We start from the raw sequence: 23,744 nt of genomic DNA, 5'->3' as shown, positions 1-23,744 counted from the left end.
CGAAAAAATTCTCATTCTCTATTGTCCCTTTTCCCCTGCTCGTTCGACTTATCTGATGAATATAACCAAAAACGATGGTGGAGAAGAGATGACGCCTTTACGCGTTTTACGCAAACCGATGCCTCTGGTGATGGCAATCCGTTTAAGCCTGCTGCCGCTAGCGGGGCTGGCTGCCGCGCCGGTATTCGCCGCCGCGCAGTATGATATTGCCGCTGGGGAGTTAGATCACGCCCTGAACCAATATGCCGCCCGCAGCGGTATCACGCTTTCCGCCGACGCCAGCCTGACGCGCGGCAAGCATAGTCCGGGCCTGCACGGCAGCTTTGAAACCGAAGAGGGTTTACGCAGGCTGCTGAACGGCAGCGGATTACGGCTCAAGCCGCTGGGCAAGAACGTCTGGACCCTGGAGCTGGAGCCCGCGTCCGTCAGTGCAGAATCCACCCTCACCGTCGTCGGGGACTGGCTTGGCGACGCGCGCGAAAACGATGTCTTTGAGCACGCCGGCGCCCGCGACGTGATCCGTCGGGAGGATTTCGCCAAAACCGGCGCCGCCACGATGCGCGAAGTGCTGAACCGGATCCCCGGCGTCAACGCGCCGGAAAATACCGGCACCGGCAGTCACGACCTGGCGATGAACTTCGGTATTCGTGGCCTCAACCCGCGGCTTGCCAGCCGTTCCACGGTGCTGATGGACGGTATCCCGGTTCCCTTTGCCCCCTACGGCCAGCCGCAGCTTTCGCTGGCGCCGGTCTCGCTCGGCAATATGGACGCCATCGATGTCGTGCGCGGCGGCGGCGCGGTGCGCTACGGGCCGCAGAGCGTCGGCGGCGTGGTGAACTTCGTCACCCGCGCCATCCCCGAGGATTTTGGCATTCAGGGCGGCATTGAAGGGCAGCTCAGCCCCACCTCTTCGCAAAACAACCCGAAAGAGACGCATAACCTCGCGATCGGCGGCACGGCGGACAACGGTTTCGGATCCGCCCTGCTTTACTCCGGCACCCGGGGCAGCGACTGGCGCGAACACAGCGCCACGCGGATTGATGATGTAATGCTGAAAAGCAAATACGCGCCCAACGAAGTCCATACCTTTAACAGCCTGCTGCAATACTATGACGGCGAAGCCGATATGCCCGGCGGCCTCTCCCGCGCCGACTACAACGCCGACCGCTGGCAGTCCACGCGTCCTTATGACCGCTTTTGGGGACGCCGCCAGCTCGCCAGCCTCGGCTACCAGTACCAACCGGATGCGCAGCATAAATTTAATATTCAGGGGTTCTATACCCATACCCTGCGCAGCGGCTACCTGGAACAGGGTAAGCGCATTACCCTCTCCCCGCGCGAATATTGGGTCCGCGGCATCGAGCCGCGCTACAGCCAAAGCTTTATGATCGGCCCATCCGCCCACGAAGTCGGCGTCGGCTATCGCTACGTCAACGAATCGACCCACGAGATGCGTTACTACACCGCGACCACCAGCGGCGAGCTGCCCAGCACCGCCAGCCCGTACGATCGCGATACCCGTTCCGGCACCGAAGCCCACGCCTGGTATATCGACGATCGCGTGGATATCGGCAACTGGACGATTACGCCAGGTATGCGCTTTGAGCACATTGAGTCTTATCAGGACAATAATCTGCTCGGCACCCGCGAACGGGTCAGCTATAACGCCCCGCTCCCGGCGCTGAATGTTCTTTATCACCTCACCGACAGCTGGAATCTTTATGCCAACACAGAAGGCTCATTCGGCACCGTACAGTACAGCCAGATTGGCAAGGCTGTGCAAAGCGGCAATGTGGAACCGGAAAAAGCGCGAACCTGGGAAGTCGGCACCCGCTACGATGACGGCGCGCTGACCGCAGAGATGGGGCTGTTCCTGATTAACTTCAACAATCAGTACGATTCCAACCAGACCAATGACACGGTCACCGCCCGCGGTAAAACCCGTCATAGCGGCCTGGAAGCGCAAACCCGTTACGCCCTCGGCGAGCTTTCACCCGCGCTTGATAATCTCTCTGTCTACGCCAGCTATGCGTACGTCAATGCTGAAATCCGCGAGAAAGGCGACACCTACGGTAACCAGGTTCCCTTCTCGCCGAAGCACAAAGGCACCTTGGGCGTCGATTACAAGCCCGGCAGCTGGACGTTTAACCTCAACGGCGACTTCCAGTCGAGCCAGTTTGCCGATAACGCCAATACCGTTGCCGAAAGCGCCGATGGCAGCACCGGCCGCATTCCCGGCTATATGCTGTGGGGCACTCGCGTGGCCTATGACTTTGGCCCGCAGATGGCCAATCTCAACCTCGCGCTGGGGGTGAAAAACATCTTCGACCATGCGTATTACACCCGCTCGTACGACGATAACAACAAAGGGCTTTACGCCGGTCAGCCGCGCACGCTGTACCTGCAAGGATCAATGAAGTTCTGATGATAGAGCGTTGCCGGACAGCGCTATTCGCGCCCTGTCCGGCAAGCTGGAGTGAATAATGTTTAGCCTTGTTCGTCTGTGTATTTTCAGCCTGCTGTTTCTGGCGGGCCCGCTCTTTGCCGCCACCGTACAGGATGAGCGCGGTCGCTTTACGCTTGATAAAACGCCGCAGCGCATCGTCGTACTTGAACTCTCCTTTGTCGACGCGCTGGCGGCGGTTGACGTTAGCCCGACAGGCGTGGCCGATGACAACGATCCGTCGCGTATTCTGGCGGACGTACGCGCACGTCTGAAGCCCTGGCAGTCGGTGGGCACCCGCGCCCAGCCCTCACTGGAGGCCATCAGCGCTCTGCATCCCGATCTGATCGTCGCCGATAGCAGTCGCCATGCCGGAATTTACGCCGCCCTGAGGCAAATTGCCCCGGTGCTGCTGTTGAAATCGCGCAATGAAACCTGGGAGGAGAACCTGCAGTCAGCGGCGATTATCGGCAAAGTAGTGGGTAAGGATAAGGAGATGCAGCAGCGTCTGGCGCTGCATCGGCAAAAAATGGCGGCGTTTTCCCGACAGCTGCCGGCTGGCGCCAGCGTGCTGTTTGGCACCTCTCGCGAACAGCAGTTTAATCTTCACTCAACGCAAACTTATACCGGCAGCGTGCTGACGGCGCTTGGCCTGAAGGTTCCGCCGCCAATCGGCGGCGCGCCGATGGCGGCGATAAATTTCGAACAGCTGCTGGCCCTGAATCCGCAATGGCTGCTGGTCGCCCATTACCGTAGTGAAAGTATCGTGAAAAAATGGCAGCAGGACTCCCTGTGGCCAATGCTGCAGGCCGAGCAGAAAGGGCAGGTCGCCGCCGTCGACAGCAACAGCTGGGCGCGGATGCGCGGGATCTTCGCCGCCGAGCGTATTGCCAGCGATATGGTTAAAATTGTCCACCACCGGGCGGTTGATATCACGCCATGAAACCGTTCCGTCGCGCGTTTTTTATCTGGGGATGGCCGCTGCTGGCCCTCAGCGGCCTGTTCTGGCTGAGCCTGTTCTGCTATTCGCCCATCCCGATTTCGCCGCTCAACGCCCTTCACGCCCTGCTGGCGCCTGAGTCTCCTTCGCTTGCGGAGGCGCTGGTGCTTAATCTGCGCCTGCCCCGCAGCCTGGTGGCGGTAATGCTCGGCGCCTCGCTGGCGATGTCGGGGGCGTTATTACAAACGCTTACCCATAACCCGCTGGCATCGCCTTCACTGCTCGGCATTAATAGCGGCGCGGCGCTGGCGATGGCGCTGACCAGCGCATTCAGTCCGGCACCGCTGGCGGGCTTTTCGCTGGCGCTGATTGCCGCCTGCGGCGGCGGAATAAGCTGGCTGCTGGTGATGAGCGCCGGCGGCGGCTGGCGTCAGCAGCAGGATCGCCAACGGTTGATCCTCGCCGGTATTGCCCTCTCGGCGCTATGCATGGCGCTGACCAGAATGACCCTGCTGCTGGCGGAAGATCGCGCCTGGGGCATTCTTACCTGGCTTGCGGGCGGCGTTTCCCACGTACGCTGGGCCGAGTTCTGGCAGCTTTTCCCTTTTGTCGCGCTGATCACCCCCGGCGTATTCCTGCTGGCCAACGCGCTTAATCTGCTCAACGTCAGCGATACCGCCGCCCATTCGCTGGGGGTGAATTTGCCGCGCCTGCGCCTGCTTATCAACGCGGCCGTGTTGCTGCTTACCGGCGCCAGCGTCAGCGTCGCCGGACCGATTGCCTTTGTTGGCCTGCTGGTCCCGCATCTGGCGCGTTTTTGGGCGGGTCACGATCATCGTACTTTTTTGCCGGTCAGCGCCCTGCTGGGCGCCCTGTTTATGCTGCTGGCGGATATGCTCGCCAGAGCGTTGGCCTGGCCGGGTGAACTGCCCGCGGGCGCGGTGCTGGCGCTGGCGGGCGGGCCCTGTTTTGTCTGGCTGGTCAGGAGACGCGGGTGAAACAACGCATCGTGTTTTTATGGCTCGCGCTCACGCTGTTAACCCTGTTCTCGCTGCGGATGGGGGCGATCCCGCTGCCGTGGCGAGCGCTACTCAGCGGATGGTATGCGGACAGCGAGTATCACTACGTCCTTACGCAATATCGCCTGCCGCGCGTGGTGCTGGCGCTGATTATCGGCGCCGCGCTGGCGGTTTCCGGGGCGCTGGTTCAGGGTATTGTGCATAATCCGCTGGCCTCGCCGGACATTCTGGGTATTAACCACGGGGCGAGCCTGACCTCGGTGGCGGCACTGTGGTTTTTACCGTCCCTGCCCCTGCCGTGGCTGCCGCTGCTGGCCTTTATCGGCGGAATGGTGGCGATGGTAATACCGCTCGCCCTTGCCGGTTTTTCTCGCCCAATGCGCCTGGCGCTGACCGGCATCGCGCTGTCGGCCTGCTGGGCCAGCGTGACCGACTACCTCTTACTGTCGCGGCCGCAGGAGATCAATAACGCGCTGCTGTGGCTGACCGGAAGCCTGTGGGCCAGAGACGGCGCATTCGTCATCATCGTCCTGCCCCTGCTGGCGATTTTGCTGCCCTTAAGCTTCGCCCTCAGTCGCGATCTCGACCTGCTGGCGCTAGGCCATGAGCGCGCGGGAACGCTCGGCGTCAACGTACGCTGGCTTAACGGCTACGGCTTAACGCTGGCGGTGGCCCTCGCGTCGATCGGCGTCGCGGTCTGCGGTCCTGTCGCCTTTATCAGCCTTGTGGTGCCGCATCTTGTGCGTCGCCTCTTCGGCGGCCGCCATCGCCGTTTATTGCCGCTCTCTGCGCTCACGGGCGGAGTGGTTCTGCTGCTCGCCGATCTGCTGGCGCGAACGCTGCATCCGCCGCTTGAGCTGCCGGCAGGCGTGCTGACGGCGATTATCGGCGCCCCCTGGTTTATCTGGCTTCTTGTGAGAATGCGTTAAATGGAACTGCGAATAGAAAAGCTAACCGCTGGCTATGGCGGCAAGCGCGTTATCAACAATCTCGATCTGACGCTACCGGGCGGGAAAATTACCGCGCTGCTGGGGCCAAACGGCTGCGGTAAATCAACGCTGCTGAAGTGTTTGTCTCGCCTCCTGACGCCCATCGCCGGCGAGGTCTGGCTCAATGATGTCCCCTTAAACCGCCTCTCCGCCCGTCAGCTGGCGCGGCGACTGGCGCTGCTGCCGCAGCAGCATCACGTTCCGGAAGGCGTCACCGTACGCGAGCTGGTCGGCTACGGCCGGAGTCCGTGGCTACCGCTGTGGGGGCGGCTTTCCGCGCAGGATCGACAGCAGGTCGACAGCGCGCTAGAACGAACCGGCATCGCTGCGCTGGCGGAACAACCGCTGACCGCCCTTTCCGGCGGCCAGCGGCAGCGGGCTTTTCTGGCGCTGCTGCTGGCGCAGGATACGCCGCTGGTGCTGCTCGATGAGCCAACGACCTGGCTGGATATTCATCATCAGGTGGCGCTGATGACGCTGATGCGCGAACTGCAGACGATGGGTAAGACCGTGGTCACCGTACTGCACGACCTGAACCAGGCCAGCCGCTACTGCGACCATCTGGTGGTGCTTGAAGGGGGCCGGGTGCAGGCTCAGGGCCTGGCGGAAACGGTACTGACGCCGGAGATGCTGCGGGAGATTTTTCACCTGGAGGCGGAGATTCACCCGGAGCCGGTGTCGCAGCGCCCGATGTGCGTGGTGAAATAACCCGGGTAAGGCGCGCTGCGCCCTACCCGAAGTTGATTAGTAGGTGTGGAAGTACTGCTGGATCACCTGCGGATTTTTCGTTTGCGTCAGCGCCGTCATCAGCAGGATGCGCGCTTTTGCCGGGTTGAGCGAATCGGCTACCAGCCCAGGCTGGCCGTCATCAACAGGCACGACGCCGCTGCCGGTACGCGAGGCGCGAACCACCACGATACCGGCTTTTTCCGCCTTTTCGATCCCCGCCGCGCTGCGTACGGAGACCGACCCCGCGCCGGTGCCCGCATAGATAATCCCGTCGGCATGGTGCGCGATCGCCGCGTCATACATATATTCAGGGTCATCCTGGTAGCCATAAATAATGACCACTTTCGGTAGCGCGTTAAGATTGCGGACGTCAAAAACCGAACGCACGGTGTGAATTTTATCCACGCGAGTTTCGAACTGCGGTTTGCCGCTCACGATAACGCCCAGATAGCCCTCCTCCGGCGCCTTGAAGGTATCCAGCGTCGTGGCGTTGGTCTTAGTGACAAAACGCGCCGCGCCGATGCGGTCATTAAGCACCACCATCACGCCGCGGCCCTTCGCTTCCGGGTCGGCCGCCACGGTCACCGCTTCCAGCAGATTCATCGGACCGTCGGCGCTGATGGCCGTGGCCGGACGCATTGCCGCCGTGAAAACGACCGGCTTATTGCTTTTTACCGTCAGGTTGAGGAAATAAGGCGTCTCGTCCAGGGTGTCGGTACCATGGGTAATCACTACGCCGTCCACATCATCGCTTGCCAGCAGTTCATTGACGCGCTTTGACAGTTTGAGAATGATGTCGCTGGTCATATTTTCGCTGCCGATATTAGCGACCTGCTCGCCGTCAACGCGCGCGACTTTGCTCATCTCAGGCACGGCATTAATCAGCGTCTGTACGCCAATCGCGCCGGCTTTGTACCCGGTAGTCTGGGTATTGCTGGCCGCTGAACCGGCAATCGTTCCTCCGGTCGCCAGGATTACGATATGCGGCAGACGCGTCTCACTCGAGGCGAAAGCGCTTATCGCCAGTAACGTAATTGCCAGTAATGCTCTAAAATTCATCATGACTCATCCCAAAATAGATATTAAATAAATTCGCGCAGAGAGAATGCAAACGGCTTGCCAGGATTTAATGTATTTTACTCGGTAAAAATGATTAACTATCGGACAAAAAAGGATTTTTACTTCGCCCGGAGCGCTACTTTGGTGCAGGGACGCGCTAAAAATGGGCAGGATAAAAATGCGAAACCCGAATGGACTTATTCAATCTATTTTGTCATGTCGGCATCGCTATCAACGAAATAGAGCAAAACGGTGCGGGTAATGCGATGGAGAAAAACGATGCATAATATCGCCTTAAAATCAGCATTGATGCTTACCACCCGCGTCATACAAATTATTAACCCTGAATTACACCTGCATATGCAACGAACGGCGCTGATCGCGCTGGAGCTTGCGCAGGCGTCAGGGCTCTCGCGTCAGCAGCAGACGATCTTTTGCGCCGCGCTGCTGCACGACATTGGCGTTCTGGGCGATAAACGAGTGTTCTCCTCGCTGAACGCCATCGATAACCTTAACGACCCGCATCAGCACCGGGGAGCAGAAATGCTGGCCGGGTTAGCGACCCTGGCCCCCATCCTGCCGATTATCCGCGATCACCATTTTAGCCCACACCACAAAGGCAGCCTCGAACAGCATATCGTCTATTTCGCCGACGTGTTTGAACGCCTGCTTGCTGGCGATAAGCACGCGACAACCTTTCAAACCGATATGATTATTGGTAAATTTCGCGCGCTTTACCAGGCGATAGATCCGCCGCTGTGCCAGACTTTGTGCCAGCTCGCACAAAAAGAGCATTTTTGGCTGCACCTCAATCCCGGACATATTCAGCGAATGCTGGAGATCATCGGCCCTATCAACCATGTTTATATCGATATCGACGGTCTGAAAGATATCTGCCTGTTAATTGCCAAAATCGTCGATACCTACAGCAGCTTCACCGCCAGCCATAGTCTGAAGGTCGGGCGAATTTCGCGCACCCTCGCCGCTTATATGAATCTGCCGGAGATGGAGTGTAAGAAAATTGAGATTGCCGGCTATTTACACGATATTGGCAAAGTACACATTCCGCTGAAAATCCTGGAGAAACAGGGCGAACTGAATGACGAAGAGCTGCTTCAGGTGCGGGAACATAGCTATATGACCGGCGAAATTCTTAGCACCTTCAGCGAACTCGGCGAAATAATTAACTGGGCCGCGAATCATCATGAAAAGCTGGATGGCAGCGGCTATCCGCTTCATCTCAATGAGCATTACCTGCAGCTCCCGGATCGGATTATCGCCATCGCGGATATTTTCACCGCGCTTACCGAAGACCGCCCCTATCGCCCCGGAATGAGCCGTCAGCAAGCGTTACAGCTGATAGAGAGTGATGTTATAAATGGCGCGCTGGATAAAGACGTGTACCGCATTTTGCATCACCATGCCGAAGCGCTGCACGCTATTATTACTCACACGCTACACCCGTAATCACCGTTTTTTTTCCGGTGAAGCCGGAGTGTGACGATAAAAAAATAATTAATTCATCTGCACGCAAGGAATATCCGGTGAGAATCGCCACCATGACTAACTGGGCCTACGGGATCACCGTCGCCCTGACCCTCGCCTCAGGCATCGCCATGCTGATGGCCTCAAGTGCGGATAATGCCGAACGCCGCGCCGTCGAACAACGCCAGGCGTTTGACCAGCTAAGCGAAGAAGTAGAAAGCGGCGCCTGGGAGCTTTCCGATCTCGCGCGACTTTACATCATTCAAAAAAATCAGGATGTGCTGCAGGAGTACCGGCAGCAAGCCCAGTCCACCGCCGCCATTGAACATCGTCTGGAAAAGCTGAAAGACAATGGCGCAACTGCTGAAGAGCTGGCGCTGCTGCGCGAGGGTTTACAGATAGCCGATGAACTTCAGGATGAGCAGCAAACGGCGCTGGCGCAGGTTGCCAGGGGAGAAGAAAAAGCGGCGGTCAGCCTGCTTTACGGCGCTGCCTATGAGCAGGAGCTTGAGCGGGTCCAGACGCAGCTCGATCACTTTCGCCTGATGCTCGAAGGCCGGGTGAATAAAACCATTGCCGAGGCTACGGAGAAGTCACGGATCTGGCGTACGCTTTCTGAGATCATGGTTGGGCTCACCGCGCTGATGTTCTTGTTTGTGCTGGGGTTTATTCTTAAGCGGCGGGTGCTCTATCCCGTCGTTCGCCTGAGCGACGTGGTGCAGCGGCTGGCATCGCAGGATTATGCGGTTGAGACGCCGCAGTTTACCCAGATTGATGAAATTGGCGATATGGCCCAGGCCATTCGTATCTTTCGCGAGAACGGGCTGGCGCGGCAGCGGCTGGAACAAGAGCGCGATGCGGACTGGGCGGTCCGCGAGCTGCTGGCGAGGATGACCCAGCGCTTGCAGGGCTGCGAATCGTTCGAGGATGTGATCAAGGTTGCCGAACTGTTCGCGCCAAATATCGCCCCGGAGATCCCGGGCCGGCTGTATATTCTCGATACCGATCCCTGGCAGATGCGCTGCGTGGCGCAGTGGCTTTCTCCGCCGCTTGAAGCCGACGTCTTCCATCCGGATAACTGCTGGGCCGTGCGGCGCGGGCTGAGCCATCCGCCGGTCAACGGTGAGCCGGATATCGCCTGTTATCACCTGTCGGAATCGCAGGCTCAACGGTCGCTATGCGTGCCGCTGATTGCGCAAGGAGAAGCGATTGGTCTGCTCTCCTTCAGCAACGTCACCTCCGCGACCGCCCCGTCCCGCGCCTATCTTGAACTGATGGCCGAAGCCCTGGGTCTGGCGCTGGCGAACCAGCGTTTACGCAACGCGCTGCTGGAAAAGGCGCTGTTTGATTCATTAACCGGCCTGCGTAACCGCCACCACCTGGATGACGCTCTGCATACTCAAATGAATCTGGCGGTACGCAACGGTACGCCGCTGAGCTGCCTGATGATCGATATCGATCACTTTAAGGCAATTAATGATAGTTATGGTCACGAAGCGGGCGATCTGGTCATTAAAAACGTCGCGGCGATTATTCAACGTGCGGTGCGCGATATTGGAATGGCCTTCCGCTATGGCGGCGAAGAGTTCCTGGTATTGCTGGGCGGAACCGATGAAGAGGCCGCGATGGCCTGCGCGACCGACATCTATCACAGCGTCCAACTGCTGACGCTACGCTATGGCCTGGCTGAAATTGGTCAGGTCGATGTGTCCATCGGCATCGCCAGCTACCCGCAGCATACGCAAAGCGATAGCCTGTTGCGCGCGGCTGACGCTGCGCTCTACCGGGCAAAAGAGCTGGGGCGGTCGAGAATTGTGAGCTTTGGGATGTTAAAAGCGGATTGAGTCGACAGTCACACCACCGCGTAAAAGGAGCGCTGCACTCCTTTTACGCGGTGGTGTGAGCAGGACAGAATGGCAACCGTTAAGCGCAATCCTTTTTCTATCCTATTGAAAATCAAGCCTCTTGATCCAGGGCAAAGTCGAAATGCCGCAATTCAGTAAAATTCATCGCCTGATTTGAACAAGACTATGTCGTTTTCATGTTTTTAAGATTTACGCTGTTCTACCTACTTATTATCCCCTTGCAGACTTTCGCGCTTAATTACTCTTCAACTTTTTTAAGACTCAATTGCCCGCAGAGAGGCCTCGTGGAAGTCATTTTGCATGTTTACGATCATACCCAGGAAAAATGGCAGAATAATTTTGAGACCGGCGCGGGGCACAAGCGTTCTGGCGATACGGAACTGATCCCCTTTGCCAACGGAGACATTCTCTTCCACTCCGCTTCAAAAGATGCTTTCAGCTATCTCTACAGCGGCGAGGAGACGCTTCACCACTGCATAAAACTGGACGAGAGACCGCTATACCCCTCCTTTTAGACCCGCGTAACGGACGCGATTCACCCCGGAGAATAAAAAAACGGGAACCCATCGGCTCCCGTTTTTGCTTAACCCAGAGACTGGATTACATGTTCGCGATAATCGCGTCGCCAAACTCTGAACATTTCAGCAGTTTAGCGCCTTCCATCAGACGTTCAAAGTCATAGGTCACGGTCTTGGCGGCAATTGCGCCTTCGGTGCCTTTAACAATCAGGTCTGCGGCTTCGAACCACTGCATGTGGCGCAGCATCATCTCAGCGGACAGGATGATGGAACCTGGGTTCACTTTGTCCTGGCCGGCATATTTCGGCGCAGTACCGTGGGTGGCTTCAAACAGCGCGCACTCGTCACCGATGTTCGCACCCGGGGCAATACCGATACCGCCAACCTGCGCCGCCAGGGCATCAGAGATATAGTCACCGTTCAGGTTCATACAGGCGATAACATCGTATTCCGCCGGACGCAGCAGGATCTGCTGCAGGAAGGCGTCGGCGATAACGTCTTTAACGACGATCTCTTTCCCGGTGTTCGGGTTTTTAATCTTCAGCCACGGGCCGCCGTCAATCAGCTCACCGCCGAACTCTTCGCGTGCCAGCTGGTAGCCCCAGTCTTTGAACGCGCCTTCGGTGAATTTCATGATGTTGCCTTTGTGCACCAGAGTCAGAGAATCGCGATCGTTGGTGATAGCGTATTCGATGGCGGCGCGAACCAGGCGTTTAGTGCCTTCTTCAGAGCACGGCTTGATGCCGATACCGCAATGTTCCGGGAAGCGAATTTTCTTCACGCCCATTTCATCGCGCAGGAATTTGATCACTTTATCTGCTTCAGCAGAATCGGCTTTCCACTCGATACCGGCGTAGATGTCTTCAGAGTTTTCGCGGAAGATAACCATATCGGTCAGTTCAGGATGCTTAACCGGGCTCGGGGTACCCTGATAATAACGAACCGGGCGCAGGCAAACGTAGAGGTCCAGTTCCTGACGCAGAGCAACGTTCAGAGAACGGATACCGCCGCCGACTGGGGTGGTCAGAGGGCCTTTGATAGCAACACGATATTCACGAATCAGATCAAGAGTTTCGGCAGGCAGCCAGACATCCTGGCCATAAACCTGGGTCGATTTTTCACCGGTGTAAACTTCCATCCAGGAAATTTTACGCTCGCCCTTATAGGCTTTCTCAACGGCAGCATCAACCACTTTCAGCATCGCCGGAGTCACGTCAACGCCGATACCATCACCTTCGATGAACGGGATAATCGGGTTATTAGGGACGTTCAGCTTGCCGTTTTGCAGGGTGATTTTTTGACCTTCCGCCGGAACTACTACTTTGCTTTCCATTAACCTCTCCTTCGAGCGCTTCTGGTTCTGCTCTTCCCTCTTCACGCTAGCCGGGCGTTGGCTTTACTCGCCCACTCCCGTCATCGGAATATGCCGCTAACCGGAGATTTCGCGTCCGTGTCGCCTTCCTGTAATGCGAATCGGTTTGAGCAACCTTTTTGTTAATAAGTTGTAATGAGCATGTCAATACTACCTGAATGTTTGCATCCATGAAAGGCATTCGTAATTAGGCTATAATGCGGCAATTGATTGAGTCTGAAAATACCATGCAAAAAACTTCATTTAGAAAACATCGCGTTGAGCGATTCAGCACGCAACAAGTCACCAGACAACGCAAAGAACGCCAGCCAAAAACTGTGATCTTGTTCAATAAACCATACGATGTATTGCCGCAATTTACCGATGAAGCCGGCCGCAGCACGCTGAAAGATTTTATTCCGGTTGCCGGCGTCTACGCTGCCGGTCGGTTGGATCGCGATAGCGAAGGCCTGCTGGTACTGACCAACGACGGCGCGCTGCAGGCGGCGCTCACTCAACCGGGTAAGCGCACCGGTAAAATTTATTATGTTCAGGTGGAAGGTGAACCCACGGCGGACGCGCTGGCCGCGCTCCGCGACGGCGTCACGCTTAATGACGGCCCTACTCTGCCCGCCGGCGTTGAGCGGGTTGCGGAACCAGAGTGGCTGTGGCCGCGGAATCCGCCCATCCGCGAGCGCAAATCTATCCCCACCAGCTGGCTGAAAATCACCCTCTATGAGGGACGCAACCGCCAGGTACGGCGGATGACTGCCCACGTCGGCTTTCCGACGCTGCGCCTGATTCGCTACGCGATGGGCGGCTATACGCTGGATGGCCTGGCCAACGGCGAATGGCGCAAAATTGATTAACCGTAGCCTAAGGAAAAACAATGTTTAAGCCTCACGTCACCGTCGCCTGCGTGGTTCACGCGAAAGGCAAATTCCTCGTTGTTGAAGAAACGATCAACGGAAAAGCGCTGTGGAACCAGCCTGCAGGTCACCTCGAAGCCGACGAAACCCTGGTTCAGGCCGCAGAGCGCGAGCTCTGGGAAGAGACCGGCATTCGCGCGACGCCGCAGCACTTTCTTCGCCTGCATCAGTGGATAGCCCCGGATCGCACCCCGTTTTTGCGCTTCCTCTTTACTATCGAGCTTAACGATACGTGCGTCACCGAGCCCCATGATAGCGATATCGATCGCTGCCTGTGGCTCAGAGCTGAGGAAATTCTTAACGCAACAAACCTGCGTTCTCAACTGGTTGCCGAGAGCATTCGCAGCTATCAGCAGGATCCGCGCTACCCGCTGTCGCTCATCGGCGAATTTAACTGGCCGTTTACAGGGGGTGCCTCGACGGATGACGCGTGCTAGAATACGCCGCCTCGAAGTTCAATGTAGTGAGTATTCCAATGTCAGAAAGCCAGAAAAAAGTGATCGTCGGCATGTCCGGCGGGGTTGATTCCTCAGTTTCCGCTTACCTGCTGCTCCAGCAAGGGTATAAGGTGGAAGGCCTGTTCATGAAGAACTGGGAAGAGGACGACGGCGAGGAATACTGCACCGCAGCGGCGGATCTTGCCGACGCGCAGGCCGTTTGCGATAAGCTGGGAATTGAACTTCACACCGTCAACTTTGCCGCAGAATACTGGGACAACGTATTCGAATTGTTCCTTGAAGAATATAAAGCCGGCCGCACGCCGAACCCGGATATTCTGTGCAATAAAGAAATTAAATTTAAAGCCTTCCTCGAATTTGCCGCAGAAGACCTCGGCGCTGACTACATCGCCACCGGGCACTACGTGCGCCGCGCCGACGTTAACGGCAAGAGCCAGCTGCTGCGCGGCCTCGACGGTAACAAAGACCAGAGCTACTTCCTTTATACTCTCAGCCACGAACAGATCGCGCAAAGCCTGTTCCCGGTAGGAGAGCTGGAAAAGCCGCAGGTGCGTAAAATCGCCGAAGAGCTGGATCTCATCACCGCGAAGAAAAAAGACTCGACCGGTATCTGTTTTATCGGCGAACGTAAATTCCGTGAATTCCTTGGCCGCTACCTGCCCGCCCAGCCGGGTAAAATTATCAGCGTTGACGGCGACGAAGTTGGCGAGCACCAGGGCCTGATGTACCACACGCTGGGTCAGCGTAAAGGCCTGGGCATCGGCGGCATCAAAGACGGCGGCGAAGACCCGTGGTACGTGGTCGACAAAGACGTCGAAAACAATATTCTGATTGTCGCCCAGGGCCACGACCATCCGCGTCTGATGTCCGTGGGGTTGATTGCTCAACAGCTGCACTGGGTAGACCGCGAGCCGCTGACCGGCACGCTGCGCTGCACGGTGAAAACCCGCTACCGCCAGACCGATATCCCCTGCAGCGTAAAAGCGCTGGATGACGACCGCATTGAAGTGATCTTTGATGAGCCGGTTGCCGCCGTCACTCCTGGCCAGTCTGCGGTCTTTTACCGCGACGAAGTCTGCCTCGGCGGTGGGATTATCGAACAGCGCTTGCCGCTGCAGGCTTGACAGACATATTAGCCGCGGAATGCCTCAACCGGGTATTCGGCGGTTTACAAGGAGAATGTGTGGCGAAGAATTATTATGACATTACGCTGGCGCTGGCCGGCGTTTGCCAGGCCGCGCGTCTGGTTCAGGAACTGGCGCACCAGGGGCACTGCGATAGCGACGCCCTGCATGTGTCGCTGAACAGCATCATCGACCTCGACCCGGATTCAACGCTGGCGGTGTTCGGTGGTAGTGAAGCCAATCTTCGTCTCGGGCTGGAAACTCTCATTGGCGTGCTGAATACCAGCAGTCGCCAGGGGCTGAACGCCGAACTCACCCGCTATACTCTAAGCCTGATGGTGCTCGAGCGTAAGCTTGCCGCCAGCAAAGGGGCCATGGATACCCTCGGCAACCGTATCGGTGGCCTGCGTCGTCAGCTTGAACATTTCGATCTGCAATCCGAGACCCTGCTCAGCGCAATGGCCGGCATCTATGTTGATGTCATTAGCCCGCTGGGCCCGCGGATTCAGGTGACCGGCTCTCCAGCCGTGCTGCAAAGCCCTCAGGTTCAGGCGAAGGTTCGCTCTGCCCTGCTGGCAGGTATTCGCTCCGCGGTGCTCTGGCACCAGGTCGGCGGCGGACGTCTGCAGCTGATGTTTTCCCGTAATCGTCTGGTTAACCAGGCAAAACAAATTCTTGCTCATTTAACCCCGGAGTTGTGATCTATGGAATTATCCTCACTGACCGCCGTTTCCCCAGTCGACGGCCGCTACGGCGACAAAGTCAGCGCGCTGCGCGGTATCTTCAGCGAATTCGGTTTGCTGAAATTCCGCGTTCAGGTAGAAGTGCGTTGGTTGCAAAAACTGGCCGCGCACGCAGCGATCAAGGAAGTTCCTGCTTTTGCTGCCGACGCAAACGGTTACCTTGATAAAATCGTCGCCGATTTCAGCGTAGAAGATGCAGAGCGCATCAAAACGATCGAGCGCACCACCAACCACGACGTCAAAGCGGTTGAGTATTTCCTCAAGGAAAAAGTCGCCGACGTGGCAGAACTGCACGCGGTCTCCGAGTTTATCCACTTCGCCTGCACCTCCGAGGACATCAACAATCTGTCCCACGCGCTGATGCTGAAAACCGCCCGCGACGAAGTGATCCTGCCATACTGGCGCAAGCTGATCGACGCGGTTAAGGACCTGGCGGTACAGTATCGCGATATCCCGCTGCTTTCCCGCACCCACGGCCAGCCGGCCACGCCGTCCACCATGGGTAAAGAGATGGCGAACGTCGCTTACCGTATGGAGCGCCAGTATCGTCAGCTGAATCAGATTGAAATTCTTGGCAAAATCAACGGCGCGGTGGGGAACTATAACGCCCACATCGCCGCCTACCCGGAAGTCGACTGGCACCAGTTCAGCGAAGAGTTCGTCACCTCGCTGGGTATCCAGTGGAACCCGTACACCACCCAGATTGAACCGCACGACTATATCGCCGAGCTGTTTGACTGCGTCGCCCGCTTCAACACCATCCTGATTGATTTCGATCGTGACGTGTGGGGCTATATCGCGCTCAACCATTTCAAGCAGAAGACCATTGCCGGCGAAATCGGCTCTTCCACCATGCCGCATAAAGTGAACCCGATCGACTTCGAGAACTCCGAAGGCAACCTCGGTCTGGCCAATGCGGTGATGCAGCATCTGGCAAGCAAACTGCCGGTTTCCCGCTGGCAGCGCGACCTGACCGACTCCACCGTCCTGCGTAACCTCGGCGTGGGCATCGGCTACGCGCTGATCGCGTATCAATCCACCCTGAAAGGCGTGAGCAAGCTGGAGCTGAATCAGGACCGCCTGCTGGATGAACTGGACCACAACTGGGAAGTTCTGGCCGAGCCGATTCAGACCGTCATGCGTCGCTACGGCATCGAGAAGCCGTACGAGAAGCTGAAAGAGCTGACCCGCGGCAAGCGCGTTGATGCCGAAGGCATGCAGCAGTTCATCGACAGCCTGGCGCTGCCGGAAGCGGAAAAAGTTCGCCTGAAGGCCATGACCCCGGCTAACTATATCGGCCGTGCGACCACCATGGTTGACGAACTGAAGTAAACCTTTCCACCCTCTTTCCGCTCAGGAAAGAGGGTTATTTTTCCTCCCCCTCATCTGCTCGTCGTCATCCCCCGGGTCATCAACCAGAACAGCAGCGCCAGCAGACTGACCGAAGCCCCCAGCAGGCAAACGCCCTGCCATCCCGCGCGCGCATATACCGCTGTCGTACTCACCGCGCCCAAACCGCTGCCAAGCGCATAAAACAGCATATACAAACCGACCAGCCTGCTGTGCGCTTCGGGACGGGTACGGAAAATCATGCTTTGATTGGTGACATGCAGCGCCTGACCGCCGAGATCCAGCAGTACAATGCCAACCAACAGCGCCGCGGGCGACCATGCCATCAGCGACAGCGGCCACCAGGCTATCAGCAACATCGCCAGGGCCGCGGCGCTGGTGCGCTGCCCATATCCGCGATCGGCCCATTTACCGGCACGCCCCGCTGCCAGAGCGCCGATGACCCCGACCAGGCCCAGGGCGCCAATCTCAGTATGGGAAAAGCGAAAGGGCGGAGCGCTTAATGGCAAAACCAGCGCACTCCAGAAGATATTGAAAGCGGCAAACATCAGTAATGCCAGCACGCCGCGCACCTGAAGCACTTTTTCCTGGCGCAGCAGAGCCAGCATGGATATCAACAGCCGCGGATAGCTCAGAGGGTTCGGCGCAGCCGCCAATACCGGCAGCCGACGCCACAGCGGAAGCGCAATACCCAGCATCAGTAAAGCGGCCAAGATGTACACCCCGCGCCAGCCGAAGAGATCGCTAATCGACCCAGAGAAGACCCGCGCCAGCAGCAGCCCGATAAATACTCCGCTTTGCGCAGCGCCCACCACGCGCCCCTGTTCATGGGGCGCGGCGGCGCTGGCGGCATACGCGATTAGCCCCTGGGTCATCGCGGTACCCAGCAGGCCAACGGCAAGCATACAGCCCAATAGCATCACGGCGGTGGAAGCCATACTCACCGCCGCCAGGGCAGCGATCAGTAAAATCACCTGCGTCGCCATCAGGCGGCGGCGATTCACCCTGTCGCCCAGCGGCACCAGCAGTAGCAACGCCATTGCGCAGCCAATCTGGGTCGCCGCAATCACCCCGCCAATCGCGGCGTCGCCGATCGCAAAATCTCGCGCTAGCGCGTCGAGCAGCGGTTGCGCGTAATACACGTTTGCCACGCTCAGGCCGCTGGCGATAGCAAACAGCCAGACCAGGCTGCGAGGCATAACCGTTTGCGGATCGCTTAGCGTTGGAGATATCAGTGTCGCTTTCATGATGCCCACCTTGGTTACCTGGTTTCAAAATAAAACCAGTTGAAGGCTAGAACATCAAGTTTTAAAATGCAACTACTTACCAGGCCGTTCGGAGAGCCCATGCCAGCGCGTGAAAAAATGAAAAACGAAACCTGCCCCGTCGCCCGAAGCGTGGATATTATCGGCGATCGCTGGTCCTTGTTGATTGTACGCGACGCCTTTGATGGCATACGCCGCTTCAGCGATTTTCAGCGAAGCCTCGGTATGGCGCGTAATATTCTCTCTGACCGTCTGCACAAATTGGTAAACTCAGGTATTCTCACTATGCAATCCGCCTCGGATGGCACGGCTTATCAGGAATACGTACTGACGGCAAAAGGAGAGCGTTTGTTCCCCGTTGTCGTTGCGCTACGCCAGTGGGGAGAGCTGCATCTGTTTGCCCATGGGGAACCCCATTCCGTACTGATCGATAAACGTACGCTGCGCCCGATACCGATGATGTCGCCCGCGGCCGAAGATGGACTCGTCCTCACCGCCCAAGAGACCGAGGTACAAAAAATCGAATAAAATTCTTTATTTAACAGCTGTTTATATTAAAGGTGTATAATAAACGCTAAACTGTTCAATATCATAAATAAAATGGAGAACTGGCATGCGCGTACTCGTGGTTGAGGATAACGCTCTGCTGCGCCACCACCTGAAAGTTCAGCTGCAGGAGCTGGGACATCAGGTCGATGCGGCGGAAGACGCAAAGGAAGCGGATTACTATCTGGGTGAGCACGTTCCGGACATCGCCATCGTCGATCTTGGCCTGCCGGATGAAGACGGCCTTTCGCTGATTCGCCGCTGGCGCAGCCACGACGTGTCGGTACCGGTGCTGGTGCTGACCGCCCGCGAAGGCTGGCAGGATAAGGTTGAGGTCCTGAGCGCCGGAGCGGATGATTACGTCACTAAGCCGTTCCATATCGAAGAGGTTGCCGCCCGCATGCAGGCGCTTCTGCGGCGTAATAGCGGCCTGGCATCACAGGTTATCTCCATTCCGCCTTTCCAGGTGGATCTGTCGCGTCGCGAGCTGTCGGTCAACGACCAGCCCATCAAGCTGACGGCATTTGAATACACCATTATGGAAACCCTGATCCGTAACCGGGGCAAAGTGGTCAGCAAAGATTCGCTGATGCTGCAGCTCTATCCCGACGCCGAGCTGCGCGAAAGCCATACCATCGATGTGCTGATGGGACGATTGCGCAAAAAAATACAGGCTGAGTATCCGCAGGATGTGATTACCACCGTGCGCGGTCAGGGCTATCTGTTCGAACTGCGCGGATGAAAGGGGTGCTGCGGCATATTCTGCCGCTGTCGTTACGCGTTCGCTTTCTGCTGGCGACGGCCGCCGTAGTGCTGGTGCTGTCACTCTCCTATGGCATGGTCGCGCTGGTGGGGTATAGCGTCAGTTTCGATAAAACCACCTTCCGCCTGCTGCGCGGCGAGAGCAATCTGTTCTATATGCTGGCGAAATGGGAAAACAACACCATCGATGTTGATATCCCCGAAAACCTGAATATGCAAAGCCCCACGGTGACGCTCATTTACGACGCCCGCGGCCAGCTGCTGTGGGCACAGCGCGACGTACCCTGGCTGGTAAAACGTATTCAACCGGACTGGCTCAAAAACAACGGCTTTCACGAAATTGAGGCCGACGTTGACAGCAGCAGTATGCTGCAGCACAACAACCATGAGATTCAACAACAGCTGGACGCCATTCGGCAAGAGGACGATGGCTCCGAAATGACCCACTCGGTGGCGATCAATATCTATCCGGCCACCAGCACCATGCCGCAGCTCAGTATCGTGGTTGTCGACACCATTCCGGTAGAGCTTAAGCGCTCCTACATGGTGTGGAGCTGGTTTATCTATGTCCTCGCGGCTAACCTGCTGCTGGTGATCCCGCTACTGTGGGTCGCGGCATGGTGGAGCTTGCGCCCTATCGAATCGCTGGCCAAAGAGGTGCGCGAACTGGAGGAGCATCACCGCGAGATGCTCAATCCGAATACCACCCGCGAGCTGACGCGGCTGGTCAGCAATCTCAACCGCCTGCTGAAAAGCGAACGCGAACGCTATGATAAATACCGCACGACGCTGACCGACCTCACCCACAGTCTGAAAACCCCGCTTGCGGTGATGCAGAGCACGCTGCGTTCCATGCGCGGCGAGAAAATGAGCGTCAATGAAGCAGAGCCGGTGATGCTGGAGCAGATTAGCCGCATCTCGCAGCAGATTGGCTACTATCTGCACCGCGCCAGCATGCGCAGCGGCGGTTCGCTGCTCAGTCGCGAGCTGCATCCCATCGCTCCGCTCCTCGACAGCCTGACCTCGGCGCTGAATAAGGTCTATCAACGTAAAGGCGTGAACATTACCCTGGATATCTCGCCGGAAATCAGTTTTGTCGGTGAAAAGAATGATTTTATGGAGGTTATGGGCAATGTGCTCGATAACGCCTGTAAATACTGCCTTGAGTTTGTGGAAGTCTCCGTCCGGCAGACCAACGACAACCATCTGCATATTCTGGTTGAAGATGATGGCCCGGGGATCCCCGCCGCGATGCGCAGCGCGGTATTCGACCGCGGCCAGCGCGCAGATACGCTGCGCCCCGGACAGGGCGTCGGTCTCTCGGTTGCCCGCGATATCGTAGCCCAGTACGATGGCCGCATCCTCGCCGAAGAGAGCCTGCTCGGCGGCGCCTGCATGGAAGTTATTTTTGGTCGTCAGGCCCTGGAAGATAAAGAGAGCTAAAACCGTCGGTTTTTTAACGGCGCCTGCATCATGCTGGTGCCGCATCCGTTATAATCCCTAACAGACACCTGCTGTGGAATATAAATATGGATTATCAATTAACGCTTAACTGGCCCGACTTTATCGAACGCTACTGGCAAAAACGCCCGGTGGTGCTGAAACGGGGCTTTGCTAATTTCGTCGATCCGTTAAGCCCGGACGAACTGGCCGGACTGGCAATGGAGAGCGAAGTCGACAGTCGCCTGGTCAGTCATCAGGACGGTAAATGGCAGGTCAGCCACGGCCCCTTTGAGAGCTACGATCACCTGAGCGAGAATAACTGGTCGCTGCTGGTACAGGCAGTCAATAACTGGCATCAGCCAACGGCGGCGCTCATGCATCCGTTCCGCGCCCTGCCCGACTGGCGCATCGACGATCTGATGATCTCGTTTTCCGTCCCCGGCGGCGGCGTCGGTCCGCATCTCGACCAGTACGATGTGTTTATCATTCAGGGTACCGGCCGCCGCCGCTGGCGCGTGGGTGAAAAAGTGCCGATGAAACAGCACTGCCCGCACCCGGACCTGCTGCAGGTCGACCCGTTTGAAGCCATCATTGATGAAGAGATGGAGCCGGGCGATATTCTGTATATTCCGCCGGGGTTCCCGCACGAAGGCTACTCGCTGGAAAACTCGCTCAACTATTCAGTTGGCTATCGCGCGCCTAACGCGCGTGAGCTGTTCAGCGGCTTTGCTGATTATATTTTGCAGCGTGAACTGGGCAGCCAGCGTTATGCCGACCCGGACGTACCGTCTCGCGAGCACCCTGCGGATATTCTGCCCGCGGAGCTGGATCGCCTGCGCGATATGATGCTGGGGCTGATTAATCAGCCGGAGCACTTTAAGCAGTGGTTCGGCGAATTTATCACCCAGTCCCGGCACGAGCTGGACGTGGCGCCGCCGGAGCCACCGTACCAGCCGGATGAAATTTACGATGCCCTGCAGCAGGGAGATAAGCTGACGCGTCTTGGGGGCCTGCGCGTGCTGCGGATTGATGGCGAGGTATTCGTCAACGGCGAGAAGATCAACTCTCCGCACCGTCCGGCGCTGGATGCTCTGGCAACCCACCTGACGCTAAACGCAGAGCATCTCGGCGATGCGCTGGAAGATCCCTCCTTCCTCGCCCTGCTGGCCGCGCTGGTCAACAGCGGCTACTGGTTCTTTGAGGACTGAGTCTTCGACTGCCCGGTGACGGCTGAGGCCTCACCGGGCCCGTAGCTTATAGCCTTCATGCGCCTCGTTTCGCCGTCAGCTCCGCAATGCGTACAATCACCTGCACCGCCTTCTCCATGCCTTCAAGCGTCACAAACTCATGCTTGCCGTGGTAGTTATAGCCGCCGGTAAACAGATTCGGGCACGGCAGACCCATGAAGGAGAGCTGCGCGCCGTCGGTACCGCCGCGAATCGGCTTCATCTGCGGATCGATCTGGCAATCCACCATCGCCTGGCGGGCAATCTCCACCACGTGCGGGTGCGCCATCACCTTTTCATGCATATTGTAATAGCTGTCTTCGATGACCAGCTCAATATAGCAATCCGGATGCAGCCCCTTGCCGACCTTTTTGGCGATCTCCATCATTTTGCGCTTGCGGGCCTCAAACTGCTTGCGGTCAAAATCGCGGATGATGTAGTGCATATCGGCCCGGTCGACCGTGCCTTTGATGCTGGCCAGATGGTAGAAGCCCTCATAGCCTTCGGTGGTTTCCGGCGCTTCGTCCGCTGGGACTTCGGCATGAATGCGCGCCGCCAGCGACAGCGCGTTGACCATCACCCCTTTCGCCGTACCGGGATGAACATTGTTGCCAACGATCTTAATCGTCACCGACGCGGCGTTAAAGTTCTCGAACTCCAGCTCACCTACGCCGCCACCGTCGACGGTATAGGCCCAGCAGGCGTCAAACGCGGCAACATCGAAATGCTTCGCCCCTTTGCCCACCTCTTCATCCGGGGTAAAGGCCACGCGAATATCGCCGTGAGGAATATTCTTCGCCTTTAGCGTCGCCAGCGCGGTCATGATCTCTGCGATACCGGCTTTATCATCGGCGCCGAGGAGCGTTTTACCATCGGTGGTGATCAGCGTCTGCCCGAGCAGCTGGTGCAGTATCGGGAACATCACCGGCGAGAGGACCTCATCGCCAATACCAAGCGCGATATCGCCGCCGCGATAGTTTTCTACGATCTGCGGATTCACGTTCTTGCCGCTGAAGTCAGGCGACGTATCGACATGAGAAATAAAGCCAATGGCCGGAATATCACCCTCAACGTTAGCTGGCAGGGTGCCCATGATCGTCCCTTTCTCACTCAGCGTCACATTCACCAGTCCCATTTCTTGCAGCTGCGCCTGAAGCAGACGTAGCAGCTTCCACTGACCTTCCGTGCTCGGTACCTGACGCACGCCCGGTTTCGACTGCGTGTCTAAAGAAACGTACTGCAAAAAACGCTCAAGCAATTTATCCATGTAGCCACCCTCTTCTTTTGTGACAACATTATTGATAAGCCGGAAAAACCAAATATTGCGTCAGGTCATTTTTAGCCCGGCAAATGAGAATTTAATACATTTCACACGATAATGTTGTAAAGGTAGTTCATCATGGCGCATCAATCATTGGCGATTACAATCGTTTGCCGTAGAATGCTCGGCCTTATTATTTTATGTGCAAAACCAAAGGTGGTTAACCACAAACCCCGCAT

21 protein-coding genes are annotated in these 23,744 nt (G+C 57.4%); 17 read left to right on the top strand and 4 right to left on the bottom strand.

Features of this window, described 5'->3' with window-relative positions:
• The first annotated feature begins 88 nt into the window (after positions 1-88).
• The 5 genes from fecA to fecE are packed head-to-tail and all read left to right on the top strand — an operon-like array spanning position 89 to position 6,099.
• Entirely contained in the window at positions 89-2,425 is a 2,337-nt protein-coding gene (gene fecA, locus ACESQ2_RS06220; protein WP_046876543.1) for a TonB-dependent Fe(3+) dicitrate receptor FecA, read from the top strand.
• Between the two features lie 58 nt (positions 2,426-2,483).
• Positions 2,484-3,386, top strand: coding sequence for a Fe(3+) dicitrate ABC transporter substrate-binding protein FecB (locus tag ACESQ2_RS06215; RefSeq protein ID WP_046876542.1), 903 nt, complete (start codon positions 2,484-2,486; stop codon positions 3,384-3,386).
• Complete coding sequence (gene fecC, locus ACESQ2_RS06210; protein ID WP_014228931.1) at positions 3,383-4,381, top strand: iron-dicitrate ABC transporter permease FecC; 999 nt, start codon at positions 3,383-3,385, stop codon at positions 4,379-4,381. The genes ACESQ2_RS06215 and fecC overlap by 4 nt, the downstream gene beginning before the upstream one ends.
• Positions 4,378-5,331 (top strand): Fe(3+) dicitrate ABC transporter permease subunit FecD, encoded by a 954-nt coding sequence (gene fecD / locus ACESQ2_RS06205; protein WP_046876541.1) that lies wholly within the window; start codon positions 4,378-4,380, stop codon positions 5,329-5,331. The genes fecC and fecD overlap by 4 nt, the downstream gene beginning before the upstream one ends.
• Positions 5,332-6,099 (top strand): Fe(3+) dicitrate ABC transporter ATP-binding protein FecE, encoded by a 768-nt coding sequence (gene fecE, locus ACESQ2_RS06200; RefSeq protein WP_046876540.1) that lies wholly within the window; start codon positions 5,332-5,334, stop codon positions 6,097-6,099. It abuts the gene before it with no gap.
• A 36-nt stretch (positions 6,100-6,135) separates the two neighbouring features.
• Here the strand turns inward: fecE and fraE are convergent, their stop codons facing one another.
• A complete protein-coding gene (gene fraE / locus ACESQ2_RS06195) occupies positions 6,136-7,179 on the bottom strand; it encodes a fructose-asparagine asparaginase (RefSeq protein WP_046876539.1) in 1,044 nt (347 codons plus the stop codon).
• A gap of 279 nt (positions 7,180-7,458) precedes the next feature.
• Here fraE and ACESQ2_RS06190 point away from each other — a divergent pair, with 279 nt between their 5' ends.
• From ACESQ2_RS06190 to ACESQ2_RS06180, 3 genes are all read left to right on the top strand, one after another.
• Complete coding sequence (locus ACESQ2_RS06190; protein WP_046876538.1) at positions 7,459-8,646, top strand: HD-GYP domain-containing protein; 1,188 nt, start codon at positions 7,459-7,461, stop codon at positions 8,644-8,646.
• A gap of 77 nt (positions 8,647-8,723) precedes the next feature.
• Positions 8,724-10,508 (top strand): sensor domain-containing diguanylate cyclase, encoded by a 1,785-nt coding sequence (locus ACESQ2_RS06185; protein WP_032749549.1) that lies wholly within the window; start codon positions 8,724-8,726, stop codon positions 10,506-10,508.
• Positions 10,509-10,813: 305 nt separating this feature from the next.
• A complete protein-coding gene (locus tag ACESQ2_RS06180; protein ID WP_224227263.1) occupies positions 10,814-11,044 on the top strand; it encodes a hypothetical protein in 231 nt (76 codons plus the stop codon).
• Between the two features lie 85 nt (positions 11,045-11,129).
• Here the strand turns inward: ACESQ2_RS06180 and icd are convergent, their stop codons facing one another.
• Complete coding sequence (gene icd / locus ACESQ2_RS06175) at positions 11,130-12,380, bottom strand: NADP-dependent isocitrate dehydrogenase (protein WP_004131480.1); 1,251 nt, start codon at positions 12,378-12,380, stop codon at positions 11,130-11,132.
• Positions 12,381-12,616: 236 nt separating this feature from the next.
• Between icd and rluE the strand changes: the two genes are divergently transcribed.
• Genes rluE through purB form a run of 5 tightly spaced genes read left to right on the top strand, consistent with a single transcriptional unit; the run spans position 12,617 to position 16,984 of the window.
• On the top strand, positions 12,617-13,267 hold the full coding sequence (gene rluE / locus ACESQ2_RS06170; RefSeq protein ID WP_004138338.1) for a 23S rRNA pseudouridine(2457) synthase RluE: 651 nt from the start codon (positions 12,617-12,619) through the stop codon (positions 13,265-13,267).
• Positions 13,268-13,287: 20 nt separating this feature from the next.
• Positions 13,288-13,764, top strand: a complete 477-nt coding sequence (locus tag ACESQ2_RS06165; protein ID WP_014838108.1) for an NUDIX domain-containing protein — start codon at positions 13,288-13,290, stop codon at positions 13,762-13,764.
• Positions 13,765-13,802: 38 nt separating this feature from the next.
• Positions 13,803-14,909, top strand: a complete 1,107-nt coding sequence (gene mnmA, locus ACESQ2_RS06160) for a tRNA 2-thiouridine(34) synthase MnmA (RefSeq protein ID WP_004849976.1) — start codon at positions 13,803-13,805, stop codon at positions 14,907-14,909.
• A 59-nt stretch (positions 14,910-14,968) separates the two neighbouring features.
• Positions 14,969-15,610, top strand: a complete 642-nt coding sequence (gene hflD, locus ACESQ2_RS06155) for a high frequency lysogenization protein HflD (protein ID WP_004131471.1) — start codon at positions 14,969-14,971, stop codon at positions 15,608-15,610.
• Between the two features lie 3 nt (positions 15,611-15,613).
• A complete protein-coding gene (purB, locus tag ACESQ2_RS06150) occupies positions 15,614-16,984 on the top strand; it encodes an adenylosuccinate lyase (protein WP_004131470.1) in 1,371 nt (456 codons plus the stop codon).
• Positions 16,985-17,034: 50 nt separating this feature from the next.
• Here the strand turns inward: purB and ACESQ2_RS06145 are convergent, their stop codons facing one another.
• Positions 17,035-18,249, bottom strand: a complete 1,215-nt coding sequence (locus ACESQ2_RS06145) for an MFS transporter (RefSeq protein WP_286114282.1) — start codon at positions 18,247-18,249, stop codon at positions 17,035-17,037.
• A gap of 99 nt (positions 18,250-18,348) precedes the next feature.
• Here ACESQ2_RS06145 and ACESQ2_RS06140 point away from each other — a divergent pair, with 99 nt between their 5' ends.
• The 4 genes from ACESQ2_RS06140 to ACESQ2_RS06125 all read left to right on the top strand — a co-directional run bounded on the left by ACESQ2_RS06140 (position 18,349) and on the right by ACESQ2_RS06125 (position 22,226).
• Positions 18,349-18,795 (top strand): helix-turn-helix domain-containing protein, encoded by a 447-nt coding sequence (locus ACESQ2_RS06140; protein ID WP_009653498.1) that lies wholly within the window; start codon positions 18,349-18,351, stop codon positions 18,793-18,795.
• Positions 18,796-18,880: 85 nt separating this feature from the next.
• Positions 18,881-19,555, top strand: coding sequence for a two-component system response regulator PhoP (gene phoP, locus ACESQ2_RS06135; RefSeq protein ID WP_004101181.1), 675 nt, complete (start codon positions 18,881-18,883; stop codon positions 19,553-19,555).
• A complete protein-coding gene (phoQ, locus tag ACESQ2_RS06130) occupies positions 19,552-21,018 on the top strand; it encodes a two-component system sensor histidine kinase PhoQ (RefSeq protein WP_004849971.1) in 1,467 nt (488 codons plus the stop codon). The genes phoP and phoQ overlap by 4 nt, the downstream gene beginning before the upstream one ends.
• 86 nt (positions 21,019-21,104) lie before the next feature.
• Positions 21,105-22,226 (top strand): cupin domain-containing protein, encoded by a 1,122-nt coding sequence (locus tag ACESQ2_RS06125; protein WP_004849969.1) that lies wholly within the window; start codon positions 21,105-21,107, stop codon positions 22,224-22,226.
• 55 nt (positions 22,227-22,281) lie between these two features.
• On the opposite strand, the gene pepT is transcribed toward ACESQ2_RS06125, so the two are convergent.
• Complete coding sequence (pepT, locus tag ACESQ2_RS06120) at positions 22,282-23,511, bottom strand: peptidase T (RefSeq protein WP_014228870.1); 1,230 nt, start codon at positions 23,509-23,511, stop codon at positions 22,282-22,284.
• Positions 23,512-23,744 lie beyond the last annotated feature (233 nt).

Origin of the sequence: Klebsiella sp. Q11, assembly GCF_964241505.1 — a bacterium.
Classification (GTDB): Bacteria; Pseudomonadota; Gammaproteobacteria; order Enterobacterales; family Enterobacteriaceae; genus Klebsiella; species Klebsiella michiganensis.
This window is presented reverse-complemented; position numbering and strand designations above follow the sequence as displayed.